25 protein-coding genes are annotated in these 24,917 nt (G+C 60.0%); 12 read left to right on the forward strand and 13 right to left on the reverse strand.

The annotated features are described in order from the left end of the window. Positions 1-70 precede the first annotated feature (70 nt). The 4 genes from LVY75_11495 to LVY75_11510 are packed head-to-tail and all read right to left on the reverse strand — an operon-like array spanning position 71 to position 4,815. Positions 71-2,305: an ATP-binding protein gene (locus tag LVY75_11495; protein XAZ23858.1), complete on the reverse strand. Its 2,235-nt coding sequence runs from the start codon at positions 2,303-2,305 to the stop codon at positions 71-73. Between the two features lie 55 nt (positions 2,306-2,360). Then, complete coding sequence (gene lspA / locus LVY75_11500) at positions 2,361-2,867, reverse strand: signal peptidase II (GenBank protein ID XAZ23859.1); 507 nt, start codon at positions 2,865-2,867, stop codon at positions 2,361-2,363. Continuing rightward, on the reverse strand, positions 2,864-3,721 hold the full coding sequence (locus tag LVY75_11505; protein ID XAZ23860.1) for an RNA methyltransferase: 858 nt from the start codon (positions 3,719-3,721) through the stop codon (positions 2,864-2,866). The genes lspA and LVY75_11505 overlap by 4 nt, the downstream gene beginning before the upstream one ends. After that, a complete protein-coding gene (locus LVY75_11510) occupies positions 3,718-4,815 on the reverse strand; it encodes a class I SAM-dependent methyltransferase (GenBank protein XAZ23861.1) in 1,098 nt (365 codons plus the stop codon). Before LVY75_11510 ends, LVY75_11505 begins: the two co-directional genes overlap by 4 nt. A 115-nt stretch (positions 4,816-4,930) precedes the next feature. On the opposite strand from LVY75_11510, the gene LVY75_11515 reads away from it, so the two are divergent. Continuing rightward, a complete protein-coding gene (locus LVY75_11515; GenBank protein XAZ23862.1) occupies positions 4,931-5,383 on the forward strand; it encodes a carbon monoxide dehydrogenase subunit G in 453 nt (150 codons plus the stop codon). A gap of 5 nt (positions 5,384-5,388) precedes the next feature. After that, entirely contained in the window at positions 5,389-5,859 is a 471-nt protein-coding gene (locus tag LVY75_11520; protein ID XAZ23863.1) for a GNAT family N-acetyltransferase, read from the forward strand. 6 nt (positions 5,860-5,865) lie between these two features. Here the strand turns inward: LVY75_11520 and LVY75_11525 are convergent, their stop codons facing one another. The 3 genes from LVY75_11525 to sppA form a co-directional block, all read right to left on the reverse strand. After that, positions 5,866-6,198: a LapA family protein gene (locus tag LVY75_11525; protein ID XAZ23864.1), complete on the reverse strand. Its 333-nt coding sequence runs from the start codon at positions 6,196-6,198 to the stop codon at positions 5,866-5,868. 100 nt (positions 6,199-6,298) lie between these two features. Beyond that, a complete protein-coding gene (locus LVY75_11530; GenBank protein XAZ23865.1) occupies positions 6,299-6,598 on the reverse strand; it encodes an integration host factor subunit beta in 300 nt (99 codons plus the stop codon). A gap of 30 nt (positions 6,599-6,628) precedes the next feature. Beyond that, positions 6,629-7,579 (reverse strand): signal peptide peptidase SppA, encoded by a 951-nt coding sequence (sppA, locus tag LVY75_11535; protein ID XAZ23866.1) that lies wholly within the window; start codon positions 7,577-7,579, stop codon positions 6,629-6,631. 220 nt (positions 7,580-7,799) lie between these two features. Here sppA and lptC point away from each other — a divergent pair, with 220 nt between their 5' ends. The 6 genes from lptC to ptsN all read left to right on the forward strand — a co-directional run bounded on the left by lptC (position 7,800) and on the right by ptsN (position 13,086). Further along, positions 7,800-8,465 (forward strand): LPS export ABC transporter periplasmic protein LptC, encoded by a 666-nt coding sequence (gene lptC, locus LVY75_11540; protein ID XAZ23867.1) that lies wholly within the window; start codon positions 7,800-7,802, stop codon positions 8,463-8,465. Positions 8,466-8,478: 13 nt separating this feature from the next. Next, positions 8,479-9,120: an LPS ABC transporter substrate-binding protein LptA gene (locus LVY75_11545; GenBank protein XAZ23868.1), complete on the forward strand. Its 642-nt coding sequence runs from the start codon at positions 8,479-8,481 to the stop codon at positions 9,118-9,120. A gap of 15 nt (positions 9,121-9,135) precedes the next feature. Continuing rightward, positions 9,136-9,939 carry an LPS export ABC transporter ATP-binding protein gene (gene lptB / locus LVY75_11550; GenBank protein XAZ23869.1) on the forward strand — a complete coding sequence of 268 codons (804 nt, stop codon included), beginning with the start codon at positions 9,136-9,138 and terminating at the stop codon, positions 9,937-9,939. Between the two features lie 156 nt (positions 9,940-10,095). Next, positions 10,096-11,649 (forward strand): RNA polymerase factor sigma-54, encoded by a 1,554-nt coding sequence (rpoN, locus tag LVY75_11555; GenBank protein ID XAZ23870.1) that lies wholly within the window; start codon positions 10,096-10,098, stop codon positions 11,647-11,649. A gap of 324 nt (positions 11,650-11,973) precedes the next feature. Further along, complete coding sequence (gene raiA, locus LVY75_11560) at positions 11,974-12,549, forward strand: ribosome-associated translation inhibitor RaiA (GenBank protein ID XAZ25695.1); 576 nt, start codon at positions 11,974-11,976, stop codon at positions 12,547-12,549. Positions 12,550-12,621: 72 nt separating this feature from the next. Further along, entirely contained in the window at positions 12,622-13,086 is a 465-nt protein-coding gene (gene ptsN / locus LVY75_11565) for a PTS IIA-like nitrogen regulatory protein PtsN (GenBank protein ID XAZ23871.1), read from the forward strand. A gap of 72 nt (positions 13,087-13,158) precedes the next feature. Here the strand turns inward: ptsN and LVY75_11570 are convergent, their stop codons facing one another. From LVY75_11570 to LVY75_11580, 3 genes are all read right to left on the reverse strand, one after another. Next, the gene (locus LVY75_11570; GenBank protein ID XAZ23872.1) at positions 13,159-15,519 is read right to left on the reverse strand and encodes a methyl-accepting chemotaxis protein; all 2,361 of its coding nucleotides are present in this window, start codon (positions 15,517-15,519) and stop codon (positions 13,159-13,161) included. Positions 15,520-15,758: 239 nt separating this feature from the next. Then, a complete protein-coding gene (locus tag LVY75_11575) occupies positions 15,759-16,658 on the reverse strand; it encodes a ribokinase (protein ID XAZ23873.1) in 900 nt (299 codons plus the stop codon). 44 nt (positions 16,659-16,702) lie between these two features. Next, the gene (locus LVY75_11580; GenBank protein XAZ23874.1) at positions 16,703-17,926 is read right to left on the reverse strand and encodes a DNA recombination protein RmuC; all 1,224 of its coding nucleotides are present in this window, start codon (positions 17,924-17,926) and stop codon (positions 16,703-16,705) included. Positions 17,927-18,119: 193 nt separating this feature from the next. Here LVY75_11580 and LVY75_11585 point away from each other — a divergent pair, with 193 nt between their 5' ends. From LVY75_11585 to truA, 4 genes are all read left to right on the forward strand, one after another. Continuing rightward, positions 18,120-19,619, forward strand: coding sequence for a globin-coupled sensor protein (locus LVY75_11585; GenBank protein ID XAZ23875.1), 1,500 nt, complete (start codon positions 18,120-18,122; stop codon positions 19,617-19,619). Positions 19,620-19,713: 94 nt separating this feature from the next. Continuing rightward, on the forward strand, positions 19,714-20,229 hold the full coding sequence (def, locus tag LVY75_11590) for a peptide deformylase (protein XAZ23876.1): 516 nt from the start codon (positions 19,714-19,716) through the stop codon (positions 20,227-20,229). A gap of 98 nt (positions 20,230-20,327) precedes the next feature. Next, positions 20,328-21,263 carry a methionyl-tRNA formyltransferase gene (gene fmt / locus LVY75_11595; GenBank protein ID XAZ23877.1) on the forward strand — a complete coding sequence of 312 codons (936 nt, stop codon included), beginning with the start codon at positions 20,328-20,330 and terminating at the stop codon, positions 21,261-21,263. Further along, positions 21,263-22,069, forward strand: a complete 807-nt coding sequence (truA, locus tag LVY75_11600) for a tRNA pseudouridine(38-40) synthase TruA (GenBank protein XAZ23878.1) — start codon at positions 21,263-21,265, stop codon at positions 22,067-22,069. Before fmt ends, truA begins: the two co-directional genes overlap by 1 nt. 65 nt (positions 22,070-22,134) lie before the next feature. Here truA and LVY75_11605 read toward each other — a convergent pair whose 3' ends face one another. From LVY75_11605 to dapD, 3 genes are all read right to left on the reverse strand, one after another. Beyond that, on the reverse strand, positions 22,135-22,731 hold the full coding sequence (locus LVY75_11605) for a hypothetical protein (protein XAZ23879.1): 597 nt from the start codon (positions 22,729-22,731) through the stop codon (positions 22,135-22,137). Further along, positions 22,718-23,911, reverse strand: a complete 1,194-nt coding sequence (dapE, locus tag LVY75_11610) for a succinyl-diaminopimelate desuccinylase (GenBank protein XAZ23880.1) — start codon at positions 23,909-23,911, stop codon at positions 22,718-22,720. Before dapE ends, LVY75_11605 begins: the two co-directional genes overlap by 14 nt. A gap of 103 nt (positions 23,912-24,014) precedes the next feature. Beyond that, on the reverse strand, positions 24,015-24,872 hold the full coding sequence (dapD, locus tag LVY75_11615) for a 2,3,4,5-tetrahydropyridine-2,6-dicarboxylate N-succinyltransferase (protein ID XAZ23881.1): 858 nt from the start codon (positions 24,870-24,872) through the stop codon (positions 24,015-24,017). Positions 24,873-24,917 lie beyond the last annotated feature (45 nt).

The following is a 24,917-nucleotide window of genomic DNA, read 5'->3' on the forward strand; positions in this document are numbered from 1 at the left end:
ACACTTATGTACGACAGGAAAGTGACATATCGAATTTGTGCACGCAAGAAACGTGCCGATTTCCCCACCTTCAGCGCGCCTCAGCCCGGCGTGCCGAAAGCGCAACAACCGCCTGTACTTCGGTCAACAGCCTGACTGGATCCACCGGCTTCACCATGACGCGATTGGCGCCGTTGAGCAAGACCTGTCGCCGCGATTCGTCACTCTTGTCGGCAGTCAGGACAATGACCGGGACGGGCTGAAGATCGAGCCGTCGTTCGTGTCCGCGCAGGCGTCCGAGCATGTCGATGCCATTGCCGCCGGGCATGGAGAGATCGCTGATGATGATATCTGGCCTGTCGTCACCCAGCGCATAATCGAGCAGGGTTTCGAAATCATCCACGTGCCTGACGGAATGGCCGCCTTTTTCCAGCATGACGCGCACCAGCATGGCGTTGATCGGATCGTCCTCGCCGAGGAGGACAGAAAGACCGCCACCCATCGCCGTCCGTTCTGCAATGGACGGGCCGAGCCCGGGCTGGTTGTCGTTCAGCGCATCGCGCTTTTCCATGCCGCGCATACGTCCACGCAGCACGTCGATCAGCGACTGCTCGCGCAGCGGCCGGATCAGCCACGCATCGAAGAGGTCGAGCGAATAGGAGTTGCGCTCTTCCGGATTGACGAGCAGCACCTTGCGCAGGCCCAGTGCCGCGATCTCCGTGCGATCAGCGATGTGCAGCGAGAAATCGTCGGACATGCGGTGATCGACGATAATATCGGTCGGTCGGTCGCCGCTGCGGGCTAGCGACAGCAGACTTTCGCGCGCCGCCTCGCCACCGGCGACAAGGTGGCAGCGTCCGCCAAGCGTCGTGATCGTTTCGGCGATCGCCGTGCGTGCTGCGCCCGCCGGGGCGAGCAGCACGATGCTGTTTCCTGCCAGCAATGCATTCCGGGTGGCTGTATCCTCTTCCGAAAATTCGACAGGAAAGCGGATGGTGAACTGGCTGCCTTTGCCCCTCTCGCTTGCGACTGTCAGCGAACCGCCGAATTCGCGCATGATACGGGCGGAGATTGCAAGGCCGAGGCCCGTGCCGTTGCTCTTCTGGGCAAGCGAACCGCCCTGTTCGAATTCCCCAAATATGCGCGCCTGCTCCTCCGCCGTCATGCCGGGCCCGGTATCGGTCACCGATATCACCAGTTCACCGGCAGCTCGGGAGACGCGGATGAAGACACCGCCGGCCTGGGTGAACTTGACGGCATTGCCGATGACATTGAAGAGCACCTGCCGCAGTCGCGCCGGATCGAAGTTCATGAGCTCCGGTACGTCGGAGGAAACTGTCGCGCCGATCTCGATACCCTTCTCATGGGCGCGATGGGCGAGCATCTCGACAACGCTTTCGACCAGCTTGCGCAGGGATTCCGAGCGCGGATGAAGCTGGAAGCGGCCGACCTCGATAGTGGAAAAGTCGAGCAAATCCTCAACCAGCTGCGTCAGCGCCTGACCGGACTGGCGGATACTGGTGAGGTAGTTCTGCTGCTCCTGCGTGAGCTTCGTTTCTGCGATCAGATGCGCCATGCCGAGAATGCCTGACAGAGGCGTGCGGATTTCGTGGCTGACCGTGGCAAGCAGCCGCGATTTGGCGGCGCTGTTATATTCGGCCTTCTGCCGAGCCTCCTCACGGCTTTCGGCGGCAAGCCGCTCGTCGGTCACGTCGCGCGCGATGCTCTGCAGAAGCAGGCGTCCATTTGCCGGATCGCGGGTCACCACATCTTGCCAGAGAAAGATGCGCTGGCCGGTCGATGTCGAGATTTCGACATCATAGCGGTGCGGCTGAGGGCCGGGGCGGAAGGCAAGGCCGATCTCCTCGCAAGTCTGGCCTTCGGGTTTGACGCGCCCGGTCAGCCGGCGGAACGTCTCATTGGCGCCGATGATGCGGCGGTCCATCGTCCGGGTGACGACGATGTCGCCGAGCACGTCATGGACCTCACCGAGCAGGCCGGTAGTATCGACACGTTCAGATATATCCGGGCTTCGCCCGCCGGGCCTGACGCCGTTCTTCAAAAGCGTGGCAAGATAGCCTGCAATCGCGGCGATCAGGACAAGGCCGAGGCCTGCAACGAGTGGCCCGCCCCAGTGAGAAAGCAACAGCAGCAGGATCGCCGAAATGAGACCTGCTCCGCCGAGCCAGTAAAAGAGCAGAGGATACAGAGAGCGCAGGGGAGGCGGCGACGATAATTCACCCGCCGTCCGGCCTCGGTAGGCCCTGACGGCGGTACCGCCGAATGCGGCGGACAATCGGTCCTGTAACTGCGCCAGACTCTGCATGCAGTCCAGCTAACATATTGCCCGTTCCGAATGTTTTCAGGAATCCGCTAAAAATTTAATGATCCGTCTTTTTCGGCTTCTGCAGCATCTCATCGACAATGACGCAGCCTGCGCCAACGGTGATAAAACTGTCGGCGAGATTGAACACGGCGAAGGACCAGGTTTCCGTGTGGAAGAGGATATAGTCGATCACATGGCCATAGGCGAAACGGTCGATGAGATTGCCGATCGCTCCTGCAATGATCAGCGCGTAACCGAGATGCGCCAGCCAGCGGTCCTTGGCCGTGCGATGCCAGAGATAAAGAACGAAAGCGACGATGATCAGGCGCATGCCGACGATGAACCAGCCATCCATGCCTGATAGCATCGAGAACGCGACGCCCAGATTGTAAGTGCGGTAGAGCGCCAGCATCGGAATGACGGGCACGGCTTCCTGCAGCGGAAGATAATGGTCGACGGCGATCTTGACGATCTGGTCGAGGATGACGGCGATCACGATGAAGATCAAGATCGGCAGCGGTCGTGAAAAGAGCGCCGGGCGTGCGGTCGCAAGATCGGTCATTTGCCCTCGGATAGTGAGAGGAGATGGCGGCGTGCCTCGAAAAGCATGACGGCGGTGGCAACGCCGAGATTGAGGGAATCGGCGCGGCCCTGCTGCGGAATGCGGGCAAGCGCGTCCGCTTCCCTGGCAAGCTGGTCCGGCAGGCCGGATTGTTCGTTGCCCATCAGAAGCACGACCGGCTTCTTCTTGTAGTCGATCGTGCGATAGTCGACCGAGCCGGCAAGATGGGTCGCGACGACGGAAACGCCCGCCTGCTTCTTCCAGGCGATGAATTCCTCCGCAGTTGCATGGGCGACCTGAACGGCAAAGACCGAGCCCATGGTGGCCCGCACCGTTTCTAGCGAGAAAGGATCGGTCGTTTCGCCGACAAGAATGACGCCGGAGGCGCCGGCCGCGTCAGCCGTCCGGATGATCGTTCCAAGATTGCCCGGATCGCGCACGCGGTCGAGCGCCACCCACGTCTCTCCATCCTTCGGCCGGATATCCCTGAGCTTTGCCCAGCGCGTTTCGAATATGCCGACCACCATCTGCGGATTGTCGCGACGCGTGATCGAGGAGATCACCTTCTCGCTGACTTCGAGCACCAGGCCGCCGGACGCTACGGTCTTTGCCGCCATCTGCTCGACCAGCGGCTTGCCCTTGGCTGCCTTGGCGTAGACGAGCGTGCGGATTGTCCAGCCGAGCTCGATCGCGTCGATGACGAGCTTCAGCCCTTCAGCCATGAAGGTGCCGCTCTCTTCACGCGACTTCTTGTTGGTCAGCGCCTTGATGTCTTTAATGATCGGATTGGCAAGCGAGGTGACTTCCTTCACCTGCCCAACCCTGCGGGGGCCGCGATCGTGGAATTCGTTCATTTCGGCACCCAGCGGGAAAAGAGGGAAGTGGAGAGCGCCCGACCCGGCGTCTTGCCGTCGAGGCCTGCCTCGCGGATGACGAGTTCGCCGGATTCGACCACGCCGCCGGCCCCGCGCATTGTCTCGCGCATCAATTCGTGGATCGAATAGAAGCTCGCCCGGATCGAATAGGCGGTCAGCACCAGGCCGACGGCTCTAGGCGATAGGATCTCGCGGCAGATATCCAGCATCAGCGGCAGGTGTTCGAAGAGATGCCAGACCTCGCCGTTCGGCCCGCGGCCGAATTTCGGCGGGTCGGTGAGAATGATGTCGTATTGGCTGCCGCGGCGCTCTTCGCGCAGGATGAATTTCATGGCGTCCTCGCAGATCCAGCGGATCGGCAATTTCTCCATGCGTCCCAGCGCCTGGTTTTCGCGGGCCCAACCGATCGCCTTCTTCGACGCGTCCACATGCGTGACCTCCGCACCGGCGGCGGCGGCGACCAGTGAGGCGACGCCGGTATAACCGAAGAGGTTCAGCACCTTCAGAGGTCGCCCAGCCCGTTCCACCTGTTCTTTCATCCAGCTCCAATGCACGATCTGCTCGGGAAAAACGCCGACGTGCCGGAAGGAGGTGAAGCGACCGAAGAAATCGACGCCGAGCAGGTTGAGGGGCCAGGTCTCGCCATGCGCCTCCTTCGGAAAACGCCAGCGGCCGGTGCCTTCCTCATCCGTATCGCCGGTGAAGACAGCGTCGACCTTCTCCCAGGCATGGGCGGGCAGCGTTGGCTGCCACAGTGCCTGTCCCTCAGGGCGCACGATACGGTAGGGGCCGTACTGCTCCAGCTTTTGACCGTTGCCGCTGTCGATCAGATGGAAATCGCCGGCGCCCGTCGAATCGAGGATGACGGGGACGCGTTCAGCCGGCCGCTCGCCATTGCGCACCATGAGCGGGCGGTCGATTGCTGCCGGAATAGCTGCCGGTGGGCGCTGTTCGCGCTGAGGTGCAGGTTTTGCGGCCGTCTTCTCCGGCATTGCAGGTCGCGCATCGGTGCGGCGTCCGCCCGAAGGGCCTGCCGACGTCTTCGCGCCGGGCCGGCGTTCTCTCTGTTTCAACGTGGTCTTCCGCGTCCAAAAATCAATTGAGCCAGTGCAAATAGCATCCTGTCCGACCTTGGCAAAGCGCTTTCCCGTTATGATATGGTTCGCTCATGGAAATGGGGAATTGCTGATGGAACTGATCGGGGAGGAACGCATCGCCGCGCCGCGGGATGTCGTATGGGCGGCCATGAACGATCCCGATATCATCAGGCAATGCATTCCCGGCTGCCAGAGCGTCGAAAAGCTGTCGCCGACACAATTCCTGGCAACGGTCAAAGTCGGTTTCGGACTGTTTTCCGTCACGTTCAACGGCGAGATCAGGCTTTCGAATGTCAATGTGCCGCGCAGTTACACCATCGCCGCGGAAGGGCGGGGCGGGATTGCCGGCTTTGCAAGAGGCGAAGCCGATGTGACCCTGGTGGACGAGGGCCTGCATACCTTGCTGTGTTATAAGGCGGACGGTGATACGGGTGGCCGGGTCGCCGAACTCGGCGGCAGGCTGATCCGAACGACGCTGGAAAAGCTCGCGCGACGCTTCTGGGGCAGCTTCAATGCGGCCGTCGTCGAAAAGGCTGCAGGTTAGGCATCATGCACAATCCCTTCCAAGCAGGATCGACGAGCTGGAAAATCCGACCGAACCGTCCCGAAGATGCGATGCAGCTCGCTGAGATCTACCTCTCCGTCCGACGCCGAACCTTCACATGGGTGGACCCCGGCAAATTTCATCGGGAGGATTTTGCCGCCCATACCAACGGCGAAATGATCTCCGTCTGCGAGGGACCCGCTGGGAAGATAGCTGGCTTCATATCGATCTGGGCGGCGGATGATTTTATCCACATGCTCTACATCCTGCCCGAATTCCAGGGCAAAGGCGCGGGAACTGCCTTGCTGCAATCGCTTCCTGCCTGGCCCGAGCACAGGTATCGGCTGAAATGCCTGGTCAACAACAGCAGGGCCAAAGCCTTCTATCTGGCGCATGGCTTTCAGGTCACCGGCAGGGGCGCCTCGACGGAAGGCGACTATGAAGAACTGAGTTTCATTCCCGCCACGACGGGATAGCTGCAATCACCGCGAGGGTAACTGTCCGGCGATTTCCTCCGCCCGTGTTTTGTGGCGGCCAGCTTCGCCTTGCCAGCGGATTGCTTCCTTGGCTTCGACGCGTGCGCGCTTGCGATGTTTGCCCTGATTGAACCAGGTCGCAGCAGAACCCACCAGCATGCCAATGATGAAGGCGATCAGCAGGAAGACGAAGAAAGGCGCGGCGAGGGAAAGAACCTGATCTTCCGGGCGAAACGGATTGAAGGCAAGCGTCACATTCTGTCGGTTGGCGACGCAGAAGATGATCAGGATGACGCCGAGTGGCAGCAAAATCAAAAGGTTGATGATCTTCTTGGTCATATGGTTCTCCGCGCCGGTCTTCCAAAGGCAAGCTTCATGGACGCCAGAATAGAAGGGCGGCGGCGAAGTTCAAGTGTGGCTTGATGCGCGATGCCGAGGATCAATCCTCTTCGTCGGCCTGTCCGGGGTTCAGGCGCTCGCGCAGTTCCTTGCCGGTCTTGAAGAAGGGGACCCACTTCTCTTCGACGAATACCGTATCGCCGGTGCGCGGGTTGCGGCCGGAGCGGGATGGGCGGTTCTTGACGGAAAATGCGCCGAAGCCGCGCAGTTCGACGCGGTTGCCGGCAGCAAGCGCATCCGTGATCTCGTCGAGGACCGCATTGACGATATTTTCAACATCGCGGTGGTAGAGATGCGGATTGCGTGCCGCAACGATCTGCACCAGTTCGGACTTGATCACGATTGCCCCCTTAAATTATTGATTTCTTATTCAATCCTGGCCAACCTGCCAAACTGAAAGCAGCCCGTCAAGGAGCAACTTTGGGGGTAGGATGCTGTTCATATCCTGACCTTTGACCAGATCACCATAACCAAAGATCGTAATCAATCGCGAAACAGCTCCAGCGAGCAAAAAGGGCGTGTTGCTCTTCTTGTCCCAGTCGACGACCGGGAGCTTGTCGCTAACGTTTCGGGAGGTCAGATAGGCCTTGATTTCCGCTTCTCCACCGACGGCGTCGATGAGCTTCACCTTGAGCGCCTGGCGGCCCGTATAGATCGTGCCGTCGGCCAGTTTGAGCACCTCGTCATGCGGCAATTTGCGCCTGTCGGCAACAAGGTTGACGAACCAGTCGTAGCTGTCGAGAACCATGTTGCGGATCATGGCCTTGGCTTCTTCACTCGTGTCGTGGAACGGCGACGGCTCGGCCTTGAGCGGCGAAGATTTGATCTCCTGCAGCGAGACGCCGAGCTTGTCGAGCAGTGGCTGGATCTGCGGGTACTGGAAGATGACACCGATCGAGCCGGTGATCGAGCTTTCGCCGGCGATGATCGTATCGCCGGCCGTTGCAATCATGTAGCCGGCGGAAGCTGCGAGCGTCCTGACGTCGGAGACGACGGGCTTCTTCTCCGCAATCGCCCGGATCGCCTTGAAGATCTTTTCGCCGCCATAGGTCGTGCCGCCGGGCGAGGAGATCGAGACCACGACTGCCTTGACTTGATCGTTGTCCTTGATCTTTTTCAGTCGCTCGAGCAGTTCGTCATCATCGGTGATGAGGCCGGAGATCGTCACATGGGCGATATGCGGCCGCGCCGTGCTGCTTTCGCTGAAGGCAAAATTATAAAGCGCGAAGCCCAGCGCAACGAGCAGCACGACCGCAGCAAGGCGCCAGAAACCAAGCCTGCGGCGGAGCAGCCGGCGGTCTGCGATGATCGAGCTGTCCATTCCAACCTCCAGAAACGAAACCCAACAGCGGTTTCCGCCGCTGGGAAATAAGGCGCAAGCTCCTTCGAGAAAATGCCCGGAAACCTGCTATTTTCGGTTTAGTTGCTTGTTGCAGAAAAAAATCCATATTGGCAAGCCAATGTAATAATGCGAAACGAACTGTGATTGGCGCCCGGTATTGCTATATAAGCGGCACGATCATCACACACGGACCAGGCATATGCTCGATACCCTCAGGAATAACGGGAAGCCCGCATACGCAGGGCCAAAGGACAGCGCCTATGGCGTTGCCCGGTTTCATTCCGTACGTGTCCGCCGCCTGAAATTTTTGCTCCCGGTCGCAGCTCTCGTCGTTTCCCTCACCTTCATTGCCGTCTCTGTGATCCGCACTTACCTGCCTGAAACCATCAAGATCGAGGGCGCCAAGATCGAGAACGGCAAAGTCGTGATGGAAAAGCCGGCCATTGCCGGTCGTAACTCCGACGGCATCAATTATTCGATGCTGGCCGAACGCGCGCTGCAGGATATTCGCAATCCCGACTTCATCACGCTGGAGACAATCAAGGCGGCCGTGCCGATGAATGACGGCCTGATGGCTCGCGTGACGGCGGCGACCGCGGATTTCAACCGCGCCACCGACAACCTGCATATGACCGCACCGTTCACCCTTGTCCTGAGCAGCGGTCTCGTTGCGAATTTTCAGTCCGCCCACCTTGATATCAAGGGCGGAAACTTGACGACCGACGATCCCGTCAGAATTACCAAGGACAACGCTTCGATTGTTGCGCAGACCCTCAATATAACCGATAAGGGGCGCGTGATCACATTCGAGGGGAATGTTCGCATGAATGTTGAATCATCCGCTATCCACAAACAGGGTACCTAAAGAGCCGGGTCACATGACTAAAGATTGTCGCATTTCAACTTGCAAGACTGGCGTAGCTTTCATCACTGGCGCGCTTGCCTTCGTTCTGTCGGTCGCGGGGGCGGCCGCTCAGTCGACGACGATGCCTGGCATGAAGCTTTCAAGCGATCAGCCGATCCAGATCGAAAGCAACAAGCTGGAAATCCATGATCAGGAACACACGGCGCTCTTCACCGGTGACGTCAAGGTCGTTCAGGGTACGACGACCCTGCAGGCCGGCAAAATGACCGTCTATTACAAGGACAAGGCAAAGCAGCCCCAGGCAGGCGGCGCAGCAGCACCTGCAGCCCAGCCGGCGCAGGCAGCCGCTGAGCAGTCCAATTCCCTTGCCTCGGGCAGCGCAGACATCGACAAGATCCTGGTGACCGACAAGGTCTACCTCACCTCGGGGACGCAGACGGCGACAGCCGACGATGGCAATTTCGATATGACCTCGCAGGTCTTCATCCTCACCGGCAAGAAGGTCGTGCTGACGGATGGCCCGAACGTTTTTACCGGTTGCCAGCTCACCGTTCACATGACGACAGGCCAGGCAGAGCTTGAAAGCTGTGGCGGCCGTGTCCAAATTCAGCTCGATCCGAAATCGCAGCCGAGCCAGCAGCCAAAGCAGAACTGAGAGTCGGCCTTTCACGTGAAGCTATTCTCCTTATCCACCAAGTCCGGCAGAGCTGCGACGGAAGCCGCAGCTGCTCCCGTCGATAAGGCCCGTTATCAGGGAACGCTGATTGCACGCGGTCTAACCAAGACCTATGCGACGCGGCGTGTCGTCAACGGCGTCTCGCTGGTCGTGCGACGCGGCGAGGCCGTGGGCCTGCTAGGCCCGAACGGCGCCGGCAAGACCACCTGTTTCTACATGATCACCGGTCTTGTGCCGGTTGACGAGGGAACGATTGAAATCGACGGCAATGACGTGACGACGATGCCGATGTACCGTCGCTCCCGCCTCGGCGTCGGCTACCTGCCGCAGGAAGCCTCGATTTTTCGTGGACTGACGGTGGAGGAGAATATCCGAGCCGTTCTCGAGGTGCATGAAAAAGACAAGGCGGCGCGCGAGCGCAAGCTCGACGAACTGCTTGAGGAATTTCACATCGCGAAGCTCCGCAAGAGTGCCGCCGTGGCACTCTCGGGCGGTGAGCGCCGACGCCTGGAAATCGCCCGCGCGCTTGCGACCGACCCGACCTTCATGCTGCTCGACGAGCCCTTTGCCGGTGTCGACCCGATCTCGGTTGCCGATATTCAGAACCTCGTGCATCATTTGACGGCACGCGGCATCGGTGTCTTGATCACCGACCACAATGTGCGCGAGACGCTGGGATTGATCGACCGGGCCTATATCATCCATGCAGGCGAAGTGCTGACCCACGGGCGCGCAAACGATATCGTCAACAATCCCGAAGTGCGCCGGCTTTATTTGGGCGACAATTTCAGTCTCTGAACCAGTCCTGGACGACAGAAAATTATCGTTGCGGCATAGGTTCCGCTTGACCAAATAGGATAAAAAAGCAATTTTTGGGCCAACTCGGATTTCCGTGGCCTGAAGCCTTGATCGGACGCGGTTTCCAGGAGGAGTCGAGGGAGTTTAGCGTCCGCCATGGCCCTGTCTGCAAACCTTTTTCTAAGACAGAACCAGTCCCTGGTGATGACACCGCAACTGATGCAATCCATCCAGTTGCTGCAGATGACGCATGTCGAACTCACCCAGTTCATCGCTCAGGAAGTGGAGAAGAATCCACTGCTCGAAATCCCGTCGAGCGATGGCGATGGCGACGCCGGCGAACGTGGTGAGGCCGCGGACGAACCATACTCCCAGCAGACAGAGGACGCGGGCGACGGCGATTATGAGGCCCGTGGCGAAACGCTGTCCGGCGACTGGTACGACAACGGCAGCCCAAGCCGGCTGAGTGACGAGCTGGACGCCAATTACAGCAATGTTTTCCCCGATGATGGGGCGCCGCAGCGTCTCGACGCACCGGAACTCGTCAGCCAGTGGAAATCGATGCCGGGCAGCGCCGAAGGTGCTGACAATTATGATCTCGATGATTTCGTTGCCGGCCAGGTCTCGTTGCGCGATCATCTTGCTCAGCAGATACCCTTCATATTGCCCGATATGGCCGATCGCCTGATTGCCCAGAACCTGGTCGATCAGCTCGACGATGCCGGCTACTTGCAGGCAGATGTCGCCGAAGCCGGTGAGCGTCTCGGTACAGATGCAGAAGATATCGAGCGCGTGCTCGCAGCGTTGCAGACGCTCGATCCGCCCGGCGTCTTTGCCCGTACCCTTGCCGAATGCCTGGCTATTCAACTGCGCCAGAAGGATCGTTTCGACCCTGCCATGCAGGCACTGGTCGAAAATCTCGAATTGCTTGCACGGCGTGACTTCGTCAGCCTGAAGCGCCTCTGCGGCGTCGATGAGGAAGACTTGCTCGACATGCTCGCCGAAATCCGCCAGCTCAATCCGAAACCCGGCAGCGGGTTCGAGGCCGGCGTTTCAGAGGCCATCACGCCCGACGTCGTGGTCCGCCCTTCGTCGGACGGCGCCTGGCTGGTCGAACTCAATCCGGATACGCTCCCGCGGGTCCTCGTCAACCAGTCCTATTTTTCGCACATTACGAAGAACGGAGAGGATTACGCCTTCCTCTCCGAATGTCTTCAGAGCGCCAACTGGCTGACGCGCAGTCTGGATCAGCGCGCCAAGACCATCATGAAGGTGGCAAGCGAGATCGTACGCCAGCAGGATGCCTTTCTCGTACATGGCGTCGATCATCTGCGGCCGCTGAACCTCAAGACGGTTGCCGAAGCGATCAAGATGCATGAATCGACGGTCAGCCGCGTCACCTCGAATAAATATATGCTGACGCCGCGCGGTCTTTTCGAACTCAAATATTTCTTCACGGTTTCGATCAGCGCCGTCGCGGGCGGGGACAGCCATTCGGCTGAGGCGGTTCGCCACAAGATCCGCACGCTGATCATGCAGGAAAGCCCCGACGCGGTGCTCTCCGACGACGACATCGTCGATATGCTCAAGAAAGGCGGTATCGATCTTGCGCGTCGAACGGTGGCCAAATACCGGGAGGCGATGAACATTGCCTCTTCGGTCCAGCGCCGCAGGGAAAAGCGTGCACTAGCCAAGGTCGCCGGCTTCTGAGTTGCAACGCAAGGGCGAGCAAACGCTCGTCGTTACGAACCGCAGATCGCGGATGCCTCCCCATTTCATGGGATTTTCACTGCACGTTTTCCGCGTATACTAGGCCTCGCTGTGCCGGGCTATTGACTTTCCGGGAGCCTGTCGCTAGAAGCCCGCCGCAATCGGAGCAGCGAAGGGCATCCGGGCATTATCCCCATCATCCTTACGGCACCAGGGACACGCAGACTTGAGCCTCATCTTGCTTGAGATTGCGCGAAGTGCTTGGATGAGCTTGAGGCTTGGCGTAAACTGATACTCGCAAACTACCATAAGAAGGGAAACTCCATGAGTGTGCGTGTATCCGGTAAACATATGGAAATTGGTGACTCCTTCCGTCAAAAGATCGAGGACCAAATTGGTGTGGCCGTCACGAAATACTTCGACGGGGGATATTCCGGGCAGGTGATCGTGGAAAAATCGAACTCTCGGTTTTCCGCCGATTGCAAGCTTCATCTCGACAGCGGCGTCGTGCTGCATGCGGCAGGTGAGGCGATGGACCCGCAGATTGCCTTTGATGCGGCATCCGAGCGTATCGAGAAGCGCCTGCGCCGCTACAAGCGAAAGCTCAAGGATCACCACGCTGGTAATCACCTGAACGGTTTCGCGGAAGTCGCCTACACCGTCATGGACGCGGTTCCCGATCACGAAGACGAGGTCCCGGACGATTTCGCTCCGGCCATCGTCGCTGAAAGCACCAAGCAGCTCAAGACGATGTCTGTCGCAACCGCCGTCATGGCACTCGACATGACCGATGAGCCACTTCTCCTGTTCCGCAGCCCCGGCAAGGAACAGCTCAACATCGTTTACCGTCGTCACGACGGAAATATTGGCTGGATCGATTCAGCCAATATCAAAAGCTGAGATCCGGACGAAGGAGCGATGCGATGTACCGCTCCTTCGGACGCGTGATCTCGGTGACAGAAGGAAAAAGAAATGGCATTGGCAGATTTGCTGCACCAGGATGCGATCATTCCCGCCCTCAGGGTAAATTCCAAGAAACAGTTGCTTCAGGAATTGGCAGCAAAAGCCTCCAGGACCACGGGGCTTTCCGAGCGGGAAATCTTCGATGTGATCCTGCAGCGTGAACGCCTGGGCTCGACCGGTGTCGGCAACGGCATCGCCATTCCCCACGGCAAGCTCGTCAATATCCACTCCATCGTCGGTATTTTCGCTCGGTTGGAACAGCCCGTTGATTTCGAAGCGCTGGATGACCAGCCGGTCGATCTGGTGTTTCTGCTTCTGGCGCCGGAAGGCGCCGGCGCTGATCACCTTAAGGCGCTTTCACGCATCGCCCGCGTCCTGCGCGACCACGATCTGGTCGCCAAGCTGCGCGCGACCGATTCCGCTTCGGCGATTTATGCCTTCCTCAATGAAGAGCAGACGTCGAACGCTGCCTGACGCCTGACTGTCCGTCCGAATGCAAAAAGGCGCCTGATCGATCAGGCGCCTTTCCTGTTCGGCGATAAGCAATCAGAACTCTTCCCAATTGTCCTGGGCAACAGCCGCTGAGCCGCGAGACTGAGTAACGGCCCGTCGCGGTGCAGGAGCAGCCGCACGTGGTGCCGGAGCGGCTGCGCGTGGTGTCTGAGCGGCCGGTGCGCGCATCTGTTGCCCGGTGGCTCGCAGTGCTGCCGCGGCATTTCCCTGGCCCGCGACGCGGAAGCGGCTGACCAGTGTCTTCAGCGTCTGGGCCTCGTCGTTCAGCGTCACGCTGGCGGCGGTGGTTTCTTCGACCATCGCTGCGTTCTGCTGCGTGACCTGATCCATCTGGTTCACGGCCTGGTTGATTTCCTTCAGGCCAATAGCCTGTTCGCTCGCAGAAGCTGAGATCTGACGGATGAGGCCGTTGATGCCCATCACCTGCTCGGCAATCTTGTGCAGCGTCTCGCCGGCCCGACCGACGAGATCGACGCCTTCCTTGACCTGGACGGCCGATGTGTTGATGAGCGTCTTGATTTCCTTGGCGGCATTTGCCGAACGCTGGGCGAGTTCGCGCACTTCCTGCGCGACGACCGCAAAGCCCTTGCCTGCTTCCCCGGCACGGGCCGCTTCGACACCGGCGTTCAGAGCGAGAAGGTTCGTCTGGAAGGCGATCTCGTCGATGACGCCGATGATGCGCGACACTTCCGTCGAAGACTGTTCGATGCCGTGCATGGAGGCAATCGCCTTCTGCACCACTTCACCTGATTTCTCGGCGTCTTCGCAGGCGAGATTGACGTTGTCAGCCGCCGTACGGGCATTCTCGGCGCTGGAATTGACCTGGGCAGTCAGCTCGTTGAGTGCCGCTGCCGTCTCTTCCAGGCTCGCCGCCTGCTGCTCGGTGCGCTTGGCAAGGTCGGACGCGCTGTTGCTGATTTCGCCGGTGCCAGAGCCGATATTGACGACGCTGAGGCTCATCGTATTGATGGTTTCCTCGAGGCTCGCCAGAGCGGCATTGAAGTCCTGCTTCAGCTTGCCGTATTCGCCGGGGAATTCCTCCGTAATGCGGTGGCCGAGATTGCCCTGCGACAGTTCGGAAAGGCCCGCGCCGACGATCGACACGATATGACGCTGCAGGTTGACCGATTGCTGGCGTTCCGATTCCGAGCGGCCGCGTTCGGTTTCGGCGGCGAGGCGCTGATTGTCCGCCTCGGCTTCGAGACGCCGTGTATCGGCAAGGGCAAAGCGGAAACCTTCGAGAGCCTTGGCGACCGATCCGATTTCGTCGGCGCGGTTCTGGCCGGCGACCGTTTCGTCGTATTTACCGTCGCTCAGCGCCTTGACGCTGGAGACAAGGCCAGCGAGCGGACGCTGAACGAACGAGCGGACGGCGAAGTAGAGGGCGAGCAGTACAGCGCCGAGCACGATGATGCCGTTGACGATCATCATGAAGGTCTGGTCCTGAACCGGCGCATTCATCGCCGCATGCGGAACGTCGACCAGCACGACCCAGTTGGCATTCAGGCCAGGAACTGGGAAGGGATAGACGACGCGGTCGAACGGATCGAGCCCATCGAAGCTGAGATTCTTGACGAGGCCGACCTTCATGGACGAAAGCGCAGCCTTTACGTCAGCCGAGCCAGGATTGTCGCCGTAGGGTTTGGACATGAGCTCGGGGCTCGGGGCAACGATCCAATTGCCGTTCTGGGCAATCAGCGTCACGCGACCGGAGCCGAAGGGGCGCAATGCCTGCACCTTGTCGGTGAGCGACTTCAACGAAATATCGACGCCTTCCACACCGATCATCTTGCCACCGGACATGACGGGATAGGCAATCGACGTCAGCAAGGTCGGAACGTCGGTACCCTCGGCGAGGTACGGCGCAGTGATCGCGCCCTTGCCGCTATCGGCAGCAAGTTTCCACCATTCGGCAGTATAATCGTTGTCGAAGGTCGAGAACTGGATGTCACCGGTCCTGGTCTTCGACCAGTAGGGCGTAAAGGCGCCGACTTTGTTGGTGCCTTGGTCGTTGTTGTTGGCGATCTCAGTGGTCTTGCCGTCGAATGCGCCGAGCTGCTCGCAGAACCAGCTGCCAAAGGCGAAAGCATTCTGTTCGAGGTTGGCTTTCAGAATATTGATGATGCCCTTGCGGTCGAGGATCTTGCCCTCGTGTCCGCGCCCGACGACGCCCGACATGGTACGGGCAGCACTCGCAAGCTCGCCGACATTGGCGGCAATCTCGTTGGCGATCGACTTGGCTTCCGAATTGGCCTGATCCAGCGTGAGGGTCTGAACGCGGCTACGGGTCTGGTCGATGAGGAAGAGGTTTGAAACGACGAGCACCAGTGCGATGGCGGCACCGGTAATGACAATGAGTTTCGCCGCAAGCGATTTCATTCTGAAAATGAACATGTGTTCCTCGGGCAGGACGCGCCGAAGGGCCATTCTTCGGCACAGCGGGTAAGGCATGCTTCGTCATGGAGCAGCCACAGGGGTTGAACCGCCTCGAAGATGGACGAGGTGCGATCTCGAGAAAGATCGCCAGAAACCTCTTAAATTTGAATGAAATTTGCTATGTTTCGGCCGCAAAACCGGAACGCCGCCCCAAAACTAGGGGTGGCGTTTCAAGAGTTATTCGCAGTTGGACTGGACTATATTCTGTCTGCGACTTCGGCCGCGAGCGGTATAGACGGTTGTGCACCCGGCTTCAGGCAGGCGAGCGAGCCGGCGACCGCTGCGCGGCGGAGCGCCGAGTTGAAATCCAGCCCTTCATCAAGGCTTGCGGCGAAGTAACCGCAGAACGTATCGCCGGCGCCGACAGTATCGACGGGTTCGATGACGAGGCCTTGCGCGCGGGCGATCTGACCATCCCGGATCGCGATGACGCCATCACCGCCGAGTGTGACGATCAGGGTCTGGCCGGTCTCCGCGTGAAGACGCTCCAAAGCAGCCTCACGGTCCCCGGCACTCATGTTTTCCCGTCCCGCCAGCCGCTCGAATTCGGTCTCGTTGGCAATGACGATATCGGCGAGCCGCCCAAGGCGCGGTGCATCTGGAATGAGTGGAGCGAGATTGAGAATGCTCGTGACGCCTTTGGCGCGAGAGGTAGCAAGCGCACGCTCGACCGCTTCAACCGGAATCTCGAGCTGCAGCATCAGGATATCGCCCTCATTCATGGCATTGACGGCAGCCTCGGCATTGGCGCCGTCGACCTTGCCATTTGCGCCGGGAATAACGGCAATCATGTTCTCACCATCGCCGCCGACGAGAATGAGGGCAGTGCCAGTCGGTCCCTCGACACGCCTGACGCGGGTAAGATCGGTGCCGGCGCCGTCGAGAAGTTCAAGCGCACCTTCGGCAAACGCGTCCTTGCCGACAGCACCCGCCATATGGACATAACGTCCTGCCCGCCGGGCGGCGAGCGCCTGGTTGGCGCCCTTGCCGCCGGCAGCCGTTGCAAAACTGTTGCCGGCAACCGTTTCGCCGGGCTTCGGCAGGCGTTCGGTCGTGGCGATGAGGTCCATGTTGATGGAGCCGAAAACTGTAATCATGGCATGTCCGTCCCTTGCTTCGGGCCGCGACACTGCCGAAGCGATCATTCCTCGTCAACTACCCTGAGCTTGAGCAGTCCAGTACGGCTTTCGACAGATTTGGCCGGCACCTCGTTCTCGCGCGCCGGCTTGCCGTCGCCGCCTGCCTCAAATTCCAGCGCTTCGATCTTCGCACCCCGCTTGGTGAGCTTGTCCGCCGAGGTGATGATCTGGTCCACGTCGCGCTGCGTCTGGGAAAAATGTCCCTGCAGCTTGCGTACGCGTTCGTCGAGCCGGCCGAGATCGTCCATGAGGAGGGCCACTTCTCCCTGGATGACATGCGCCTGCGCCCGCATGCGCTGGTCTTTCAGTACGGCCTGAATGACCTGGATTGACAGCATCAGGAGCGAGGGCGAGACGATGACGACCCGCGCGCGGTGAGCCTTCTGCACGATTGCCTCGAAATTTTCGTGAATTTCGGCAAAGATCGATTCCGAGGGAACGAAGAGGAAAGCCGTATCCTGTGTTTCCCCCTGAATCAGATATTTCTCGGAAATATCCTTGATATGGACTTCCATGTCGCGGCGAAACTGCTGTGCGGCGAGCTTGCCCGCATCCGGCCCGCCGGCATCGCGAATCGCATTCCAGGCTTCGAGCGGAAATTTCGCGTCGATCACCAGCGGCGGTGCACCGTTCGGCATCCGGATCGTGCAGTCCGGTCGCGAGCCATTCGAAAGCGTCTGCTGGAAAGCATAGGCGCCCATGGGCAGGCCGTCGGCGACGATCGTCTCCATGCGCGACTGGCCGAAGGCTCCACGCGTCTGCTTGTTGGAAAGAATGGCCTGCAGCCCGACGACATCCTTGGCGAGTGTCTGGATATTGCTTTGGGCGGCATCGATGACAGCCAGCCGTTCCTGTAGTTTCTGCAGGTTGTCATGCGTCGATTTCGTCTGCTCGGTCAGCGTCGAGCTCATGCGCTGCGTCATGCCATCGAGCCGCTGGTTGATCGCATGGTTGAGCTCTGCCTGCCTTGAACCGAAAACCTCGGCCATCGTCGAAATGCGTCCCTGCATCTCCGCCTGGATTTTCAGAAGCTCGGCCATACGGGCGTCGCTTTCGGCAGCACGAAGATTGGCCTCTTCGGCCTCTTCGCGGCGTATGCCGGCATTGCGCAACGCAAACACGATCGTCACGAGAATGAAGACGGCGAGCGTGCCACCGGCAAACGCAAGCACGCCAGGGCTCAGCACGGGCAGGGAAATGGTGAGTGAGTCGGATGTCATGGTCATGCCGCACCATAACAAAATAACCGTCGATATCTAGATCAAAACGTGAACAATCCCCGTTGTCCTCTGGGATGTTGTCGGGCTACCCCACTGGAATGGAAGAAAAATTAGCGACTACACTTAACCATTGCTAAACCATATTCGCCAAATCTGGCGCGGCAATTTCCCTCCGCATCCCCGCCAGATAGAGATCCCCATGACTTCCCAGCAGACCGATAATGCCCTCAGGCAGCGCCTTGACTTCATTGAGCTCGACGATGAGGCACGCAAGAACCTGCGGGAACTGCGCCCGGCAATCTCGGAGCTGCTCGGCGGCGCGCTGGACAAGTTCTATGGCAAGCTCGCCAAGACCCCGGCCGTCGCGAGCTTCTTTTCTGACAAGGCCCACATGGGTCATGCCAAGAAGCGCCAGCAGGAACATTGGGGCAATCTCTCCGGCGGCAATTTCGACCAGAGCTATGTGAATGGCGTCACAGCCGTCGGCCGCACCCATGCCCGCATCGGCCTCGAGCCGCGCTGGTATATAGGCGGCTATGCGCTTGTCATGTCCGAGCTCGTCCGTGGTCTGATGGAAAAGCAGTGGCCTTCGCTCTTTGCCCGCCAGCAGGGAAAGACGCTCGCCGAAAAACTGACCGCCGTCATCAAGGCGGCGATGCTCGATATGGACTATTCGATTTCGGTCTATCTGGAAGCGCTTGATGAGAAGCGCCGTGTTCTGGAAGAAGAACGCGCCCGGGCCGAAGCCGATCAGGCACTGGCGCTGGAGCATTTGCGTCGTGGCCTCGAAGCTCTTTCGCGTGGTGACCTTGAAGCGACGCTTCCTTCCGATCTGCCCGGCAATTTTCGCGGGATGGCCGAGGATTACAACAGGGCCGTCAGCGCACTGCGCGATTCCTTCACCTCCGTTCGCACGACGTCCCGCCACATTCTCGAAGGCGCCGATGTGATCTCCAGGGCGGGCGACGACCTCGCCCTGCGCACTGCTCAGCAGGCCGCAGGTGTTGAGGAAAGCTCGGCCGCCCTCCAGCAGCTCTCCGTCAGCGTCAGCCAGACCGCCGCCAATGCCGAAAAGGCATCTGGCGCCGTGCGCGAAACGCAGCAGAAGGCCAAGAATTCCGGCGAACTCGTCACCAGCGCCGTTTCGGCCATGGCAGGTATCGAGAAGTCCTCTACCGAAATCGCCAAGATTATCGGCGTCATCGACGAGATCGCTTTCCAGACCAACCTGCTGGCACTGAATGCCGGCGTCGAGGCTGCGCGTGCCGGTGATGCCGGCAAGGGCTTCGCGGTCGTCGCTCAGGAAGTCCGTCAGCTTGCCCAGCGCACGGCCGATGCCGCCAAGGAGATCAAGAACCTGATCTCCGAAAGCTCGACGCAGGTGAACGAGGGCGTCAACATTGTCAGCAGCACCGGTGAAGCGCTGAGCGACATGATCAGCCGCATCGACATCATCAACAGTTTCGTCGCCGATATCGCCGCCGCCGCCCGCGATCAGGCAACCGGCGTCAATGAGGTGAGCATCGCAATCCGCAATATGGACACGATCACGCAGCAGAATTCCGGCATGGTGGAGCGTACGTCTGCCGAAACCCGCAGGCTGAAGGATGAGGTCGAGAACCTCATCGAGCTTCTGCAGCGTTTCCGTGCACGTGCCGAAGGCCGTCAGGCTGCCCCTGCCGCTCGCCGCGCAGCCTGATAATCTCGACGAAAACCGGGCAGGCGCTGCAAAAAACGCAATCCCTGCCCGGCGGATGATTCCCTAGTGTGAAAAGATGCGTTATGGGAACGCCATGACCATCAAGCCACTCATCATTCTTCCCGACCCCCTTCTCCGTCAGGTTTCCCAGCCGATCGAGCGGGTCGACGCCGACCTGCAGCGCCTTTCCGACGACATGTTGGAAACCATGTATGATGCGCCGGGCATCGGCCTTGCCGCGATCCAGATCGGCGTGCCGCGCCGCATGCTCGTTATCGATCTGTCGAAGGAAGGCGAGGAAAAGCAGCCGCTCATCTTCATCAATCCGGAGATCGTCCGCTCTTCGGACGAACGCTCCGTCTATGAGGAAGGTTGCCTTTCCATTCCCGACTATTATGCGGAAGTCGAGCGCCCCGCGAATGTCACGGTCAAGTATCTTGATCGCGAAGGCAAGGAGCAGAGCGTCGAGGCTGATGGTCTTTTGGCGACATGCCTCCAGCACGAGATCGATCACTTGAATGGGGTGCTCTTCATCGATCATATTTCGCGGTTGAAGCGCGAAATGGTGATCAAGAAGTTCACCAAGGCTGCAAAGTCGAAGGTGCTCTGAGAGGACCGACAGCAGCGACAAACGAAAGATTCGAGCGGGCTTGCTGGTGAGCCCGCAAACCCGTTTGAAGACGGTTGATCCTCATTTGGCGAGATAGAATGTCTCTTCGTATCGTTTTCATGGGAACGCCCGACTTTTCCGTCCCGACGCTGCGCCTGCTCGTCGAGGCTGGCCATCAGATCATCGCCGTCTATACCCAGCCGCCACGGCCGGGCGGACGGCGCGGGCTTGATCTTCAGAAGTCGCCGGTGCACCAGGCGGCCGAGCTGCTCGGTCTGCCGGTCTTCACACCGATCAATTTTAAGGATCCCGAAGAACGTGAGCGCTTCCGCGCCTTGGGTGCCGATGTCGGCGTCGTCGTTGCCTATGGCTTGCTGCTGCCCGAGGCTATCCTGACCGGCACGCTTTATGGCTGCTACAATGGCCATGCCTCGCTGCTGCCGCGCTGGCGGGGTGCTGCTCCCATCCAGCGGGCGATTATGGCTGGCGATGCCAAGACCGGCATGATGGTCATGAAGATGGATAAGGGCCTCGATACCGGCGATGTGGCGCTGACCCGTGAAGTTGAAATCGGCCCGAACATGACGGCAGGCGTATTGCACGACCGCCTGATGCATGTCGGCGCCAAAGCGATGGCCGAGGCCATGGTCAAGCTGGAGATGGACGATTTACCACTTACGCCGCAGCCGGCCGAAGGCGTGCTCTATGCCGCCAAGATCGACAAGGCGGAAACGCGCATCGATTTCGCCCGCGATGCCAAGGACGTTCACAACCATATCCGCGGCCTCGCACCTTTCCCAGGCGCCTGGTTCGAGCTCGTCAGCCAAGGCAAGGCGGAGCGCGTGAAGGTGCTGGGCTCGGAACTTGCGACGGGCGAGGGTATGGTTGGAACGCTTGTGACGGATGATCTCGTCGTCGCCTGCGGTATCGGTGCGGTTCGCCTCACGAAACTTCAGAAGGCCGGGGGCAAACCGCTCGCCGCGTCCGACTTCCTGCGCGGCACGCCTCTTGTTGCCGGCACAAGGCTCGCCTGATGCCGCGATACCGTATGATCGTCGAATATGACGGCGGCCCCTATGTCGGCTGGCAGAGGCAGGACAACGGACCATCGGTTCAGGGCGCAATCGAAAAGGCGATCTTCTCGGCATCGGGCGATGCCGTATCCATCCGCGGCGCGGGACGCACCGATTCCGGCGTCCACGCTATGGGGCAGGTCGTCCATGCTGACCTTTCGAAGGACTGGTCCCCCTTCAAGCTGCAGAATGCGCTGAACGCCCATCTGAGGCTCGCCGGCGAGAAAGTGGCGATCCTCGACGTGGAGGCCACGAGCGAATTCTTCGATGCCCGCTTCTCGGCGCTGCGCCGGCACTATCTCTACCGCATCATCAGCCGGCGCGCGCCGCTGGCGCTGGAGGCGGGCAAGGCATGGTGGGTGCCGAAGCTGCTCGATCACGAGCTCATGCATGCGGCCGCCCAGACGCTTGTCGGCAAACATGATTTTTCCACCTTTCGTTCGGCACACTGCCAGGCAAACAGCCCTGTGCGCACGCTCGACCGACTGGATGTGACCCGCAATGGCGAGCTGATCGAAATCCGCGCCACGGCCCAGAGCTTCCTGCACAACCAGATCCGCTCATTCGCTGGAACGCTGAAGCTTGCAGGCGAGGGCAAGTGGACGCCTGAGGACGTGCGGGCAGCACTTGAGGCGCGTGATCGCAAGGCTTGTGGCCCCGTGGCCCCGCCCGATGGGCTCTATTTCATGCAGGTGGACTATCCGGAAGTGATCATCGACCGGCGCAAACACGCGGATGAAAACGATAACGACGACGATCTATCATGATCCGGCCTGTGGCGCGCATCGGGACCTTCGTCAAAGAAGACGGTGGACTCGTCAACCCGTGCTGATTACCCCGCAGAGATGCCGAGGAAGCTGAACAGATATTCTGACACTATCATCGGCGGCACCATAAGCGCCAAGGTGAGACCGCCGACCGTTAGAACTTGTCCGGGGCAGATCATCCGCAGAACACGCGCCAGCGCGAAGATTTGTGCGAGTGCACTAACTAGGAGCAGCAATCGTACGATGTCGATTGAACCTGGCATGAAAAAGACAAGCGCCAGCAGCAATCCGTTGATGTAAGCGAGTGGCACGTTGAGCCAATTGACACCCACGATGAGAGGCGCGAAACGCTCCCCCATGCGCAAGGCATACAATAGCAGGCCAGCAATGATCAGCGGCACGATCCAGCTGCTGAGTTCGATCAGCCCTAGGCGGAAATAGAAGGTAAAACCGACATCAGCCTCTGGCGGCATCGATCTGAGATAGCCGTCGCGCAACGTAAGCCAGGTGATTCCCGTTGGCGGCAGGCACCAGAGGATCGCCCAGAAGGAACGGTTGACACCGCGATCCGATATGTCGAGGAAGCGGAATCCGCGCGGATCGAGCTTGATCAGCAGCCAGATGCCGGCGAGATAATATTGAACCTCTCTAAAGCCCGGCATTCGCAAACCATCGTTCGATGAAGGTCTCGTAGATCGCCGTCAGCGTCTCCAGATCTGCAACGGCGACGCGTTCGTCGACCATGTGCATGGTCTGGCCGACAAGGCCGAATTCCACGACCGGGCAATAGTCCTTGATGAAGCGCGCGTCCGAAGTGCCGCCCGTTGTCGAGAGCGCCGGCGATGCGCCGGTGATGGCTTCGACTGCGGAGGAAAGCGAGGCGATCAGCGCATTGTTGCGTGTCAGGAAGACATGGCTCGGGCGATCCGCCCATATGATCTCGTATTTCACCGGCTCGCGGCCCGGCCGCAATGCACCGTCTGCGGCTGCCACATTGAGCCGCCTGATGATCTCGGCCTGCAGCGTATCGGCCGTCCACGTATCGTTGAAGCGGATATTGAAGCTCGCGGAAGCCTTGGCCGGAATGACGTTGGTCGCCGGATTGCCGACATCGATGGTCGTCACTTCGAGGTTGGACGGCTGGAAATCGTCGGTCCCGGCGTCGAACGGTGGGTCCATCAGCGCCTGCGTCAGCTGCAGCATCCCTCGCACCGGATTGTCAGCAAGATGTGGATAGGCGGCATGGCCCTGCACGCCATGCACGATGATCTTGCCGGAGAGGGAGCCGCGTCGGCCGATCTTGATCATGTCGCCAAGTTTGTTGGGATTGGTCGGCTCGCCGACCACGCAGGCATCCCAGGTCTCGCCGCGTTCGGCTGCCCATTGCAGAAGCTTGATCGTACCGTTGATCGACGGGCCTTCCTCGTCGCCTGTGATCAGGAAGGAAATCGAGCCCTTCGGCGGGCCATGTCTTTCGACATGGCGGGCAACGGCTGCTGCAAAGCAGGCAACGCCTCCCTTCATGTCCACTGCGCCACGGCCGAAAAGCTCGCCATCGGCGATCTCGGCGGCAAAGGGCGGGTGGGTCCATGCGCCTTCATCTCCCACCGGCACGACGTCTGTATGCCCCGCAAACATCAGATGCGGCCCCTCGGTTCCGAGGCGGGCATAGAGATTCTCAACGTCGGGCGTGCCGGCCTCTTTCGCAACCATCCGGTCGACTTTGAAACCGAGCGGCGAAAGCATGGCTTCCAGCGCAGATAGCGCTCCGCCTTCCGCCGGCGTCACGGACGGGCAGCGGATCAATGTCTGAAGGTTGGCAACAGGATTCGTAGCGGTCATGGCGGTGGAATTATCCGGTGGGAATGGCAAAGACGTGGCAAGGCGTGAGCTCGCCTTGCCCAAAAAGACGCCGATTGTTTACCGAATCAATATCGGGCTGTCATCAATCTCTGAGCAGTTCGTTGATGCCGGTCTTGGAACGGGTCTGCTCGTCGACGCGCTTGACGATCACGGCGCAATAGAGGTTCGGCGCCGGCTGGCCGTTCGCCATCGTCTTGTCGGATGGCAGCGAGCCCGCAACAACGACCGAATAGGGCGGCACTTCGCCATAGGTGATCTCGCCGCTGGCCCGATCGACGATCTTGGTGGACTTGCCGATGAAGACGCCCATGCCGAGCACCGAGCCTTCACGCACGATGCAGCCTTCGACCACTTCCGAACGGGCGCCGATGAAGCAATTGTCTTCGATGATCGTCGGGCCGGCCTGCATCGGCTCCAGAACACCGCCGATGCCGACGCCGCCGGAAAGATGCACATGCTTGCCGATCTGTGCACAGGAGCCGACAGTCGCCCAGGTGTCGACCATCGTTCCTTCGCCGATATAGGCGCCGAGATTGACGAAGGACGGCATCAGGATGGCGTTCGGGGCGATATAGGCCGAGCGGCGCACGACCGCGTTCGGCACGGCCCGGAAGCCGGCGGCGCGGAACTGGTTCTCGCCCCAGCCTTCGAACTTCGAGGGAACCTTGTCCCACCAGGTTGCCTGACCAGGACCGCCCTTGACGACTTCCATGTCGTTGAGGCGGAAGGAAAGCAGCACGGCCTTCTTCAGCCACTGATTGACTTTCCAGGCGCCGTCGGCGCCGCGCTCGGCCACGCGCACCTTGCCCTCGTCGAGCAGGTTGAGAGCCGCCTCGACCGCATCGCGCACTTCACCCTTCGTCGACGTGTTCACATTGTCGCGATTGTCGAAGGCAGTTTCGAGGGTCTTTTCGAGGGATGCGAGGTCGGTGGCGCTCATGAGAATTCCTTAAACTTCGATCTTTATCGTGGAGACGACGGAGTC

The organism is Sinorhizobium sp. B11, assembly GCA_039725955.1.
In the GTDB taxonomy this organism is placed as follows: Bacteria; Pseudomonadota; Alphaproteobacteria; order Rhizobiales; family Rhizobiaceae; genus Rhizobium.

Excerpts from the sequence above, each read along its gene's own strand:
- LVY75_11570 (XAZ23872.1), bottom strand. The coding sequence starts at position 15,519 with ATGTTCATTTTCAGAATGAAATCGCTTGCGGCGAAACTCATTGTCATT.
- LVY75_11585 (XAZ23875.1), top strand. The coding sequence starts at position 18,120 with ATGACTTCCCAGCAGACCGATAATGCCCTCAGGCAGCGCCTTGACTTC.
- sppA (XAZ23866.1), bottom strand. The coding sequence starts at position 7,579 with ATGGACAGCTCGATCATCGCAGACCGCCGGCTGCTCCGCCGCAGGCTT.
- dapE (XAZ23880.1), bottom strand. The coding sequence starts at position 23,911 with ATGACCGCTACGAATCCTGTTGCCAACCTTCAGACATTGATCCGCTGC.
- def (XAZ23876.1), top strand. The coding sequence starts at position 19,714 with ATGACCATCAAGCCACTCATCATTCTTCCCGACCCCCTTCTCCGTCAG.
- LVY75_11515 (XAZ23862.1), top strand. The coding sequence starts at position 4,931 with ATGGAACTGATCGGGGAGGAACGCATCGCCGCGCCGCGGGATGTCGTA.
- dapD (XAZ23881.1), bottom strand. The coding sequence starts at position 24,872 with ATGAGCGCCACCGACCTCGCATCCCTCGAAAAGACCCTCGAAACTGCC.
- LVY75_11525 (XAZ23864.1), bottom strand. The coding sequence starts at position 6,198 with ATGACCAAGAAGATCATCAACCTTTTGATTTTGCTGCCACTCGGCGTC.
- truA (XAZ23878.1), top strand. The coding sequence starts at position 21,263 with ATGCCGCGATACCGTATGATCGTCGAATATGACGGCGGCCCCTATGTC.
- rpoN (XAZ23870.1), top strand. The coding sequence starts at position 10,096 with ATGGCCCTGTCTGCAAACCTTTTTCTAAGACAGAACCAGTCCCTGGTG.
- LVY75_11505 (XAZ23860.1), bottom strand. The coding sequence starts at position 3,721 with ATGAACGAATTCCACGATCGCGGCCCCCGCAGGGTTGGGCAGGTGAAG.
- lspA (XAZ23859.1), bottom strand. The coding sequence starts at position 2,867 with ATGACCGATCTTGCGACCGCACGCCCGGCGCTCTTTTCACGACCGCTG.
- LVY75_11545 (XAZ23868.1), top strand. The coding sequence starts at position 8,479 with ATGACTAAAGATTGTCGCATTTCAACTTGCAAGACTGGCGTAGCTTTC.
- LVY75_11495 (XAZ23858.1), bottom strand. The coding sequence starts at position 2,305 with ATGCAGAGTCTGGCGCAGTTACAGGACCGATTGTCCGCCGCATTCGGC.
- lptC (XAZ23867.1), top strand. The coding sequence starts at position 7,800 with ATGCTCGATACCCTCAGGAATAACGGGAAGCCCGCATACGCAGGGCCA.
- fmt (XAZ23877.1), top strand. The coding sequence starts at position 20,328 with ATGTCTCTTCGTATCGTTTTCATGGGAACGCCCGACTTTTCCGTCCCG.
- raiA (XAZ25695.1), top strand. The coding sequence starts at position 11,974 with ATGAGTGTGCGTGTATCCGGTAAACATATGGAAATTGGTGACTCCTTC.
- LVY75_11580 (XAZ23874.1), bottom strand. The coding sequence starts at position 17,926 with ATGACCATGACATCCGACTCACTCACCATTTCCCTGCCCGTGCTGAGC.
- LVY75_11520 (XAZ23863.1), top strand. The coding sequence starts at position 5,389 with ATGCACAATCCCTTCCAAGCAGGATCGACGAGCTGGAAAATCCGACCG.
- LVY75_11575 (XAZ23873.1), bottom strand. The coding sequence starts at position 16,658 with ATGATTACAGTTTTCGGCTCCATCAACATGGACCTCATCGCCACGACC.
- LVY75_11605 (XAZ23879.1), bottom strand. The coding sequence starts at position 22,731 with ATGCCGGGCTTTAGAGAGGTTCAATATTATCTCGCCGGCATCTGGCTG.
- ptsN (XAZ23871.1), top strand. The coding sequence starts at position 12,622 with ATGGCATTGGCAGATTTGCTGCACCAGGATGCGATCATTCCCGCCCTC.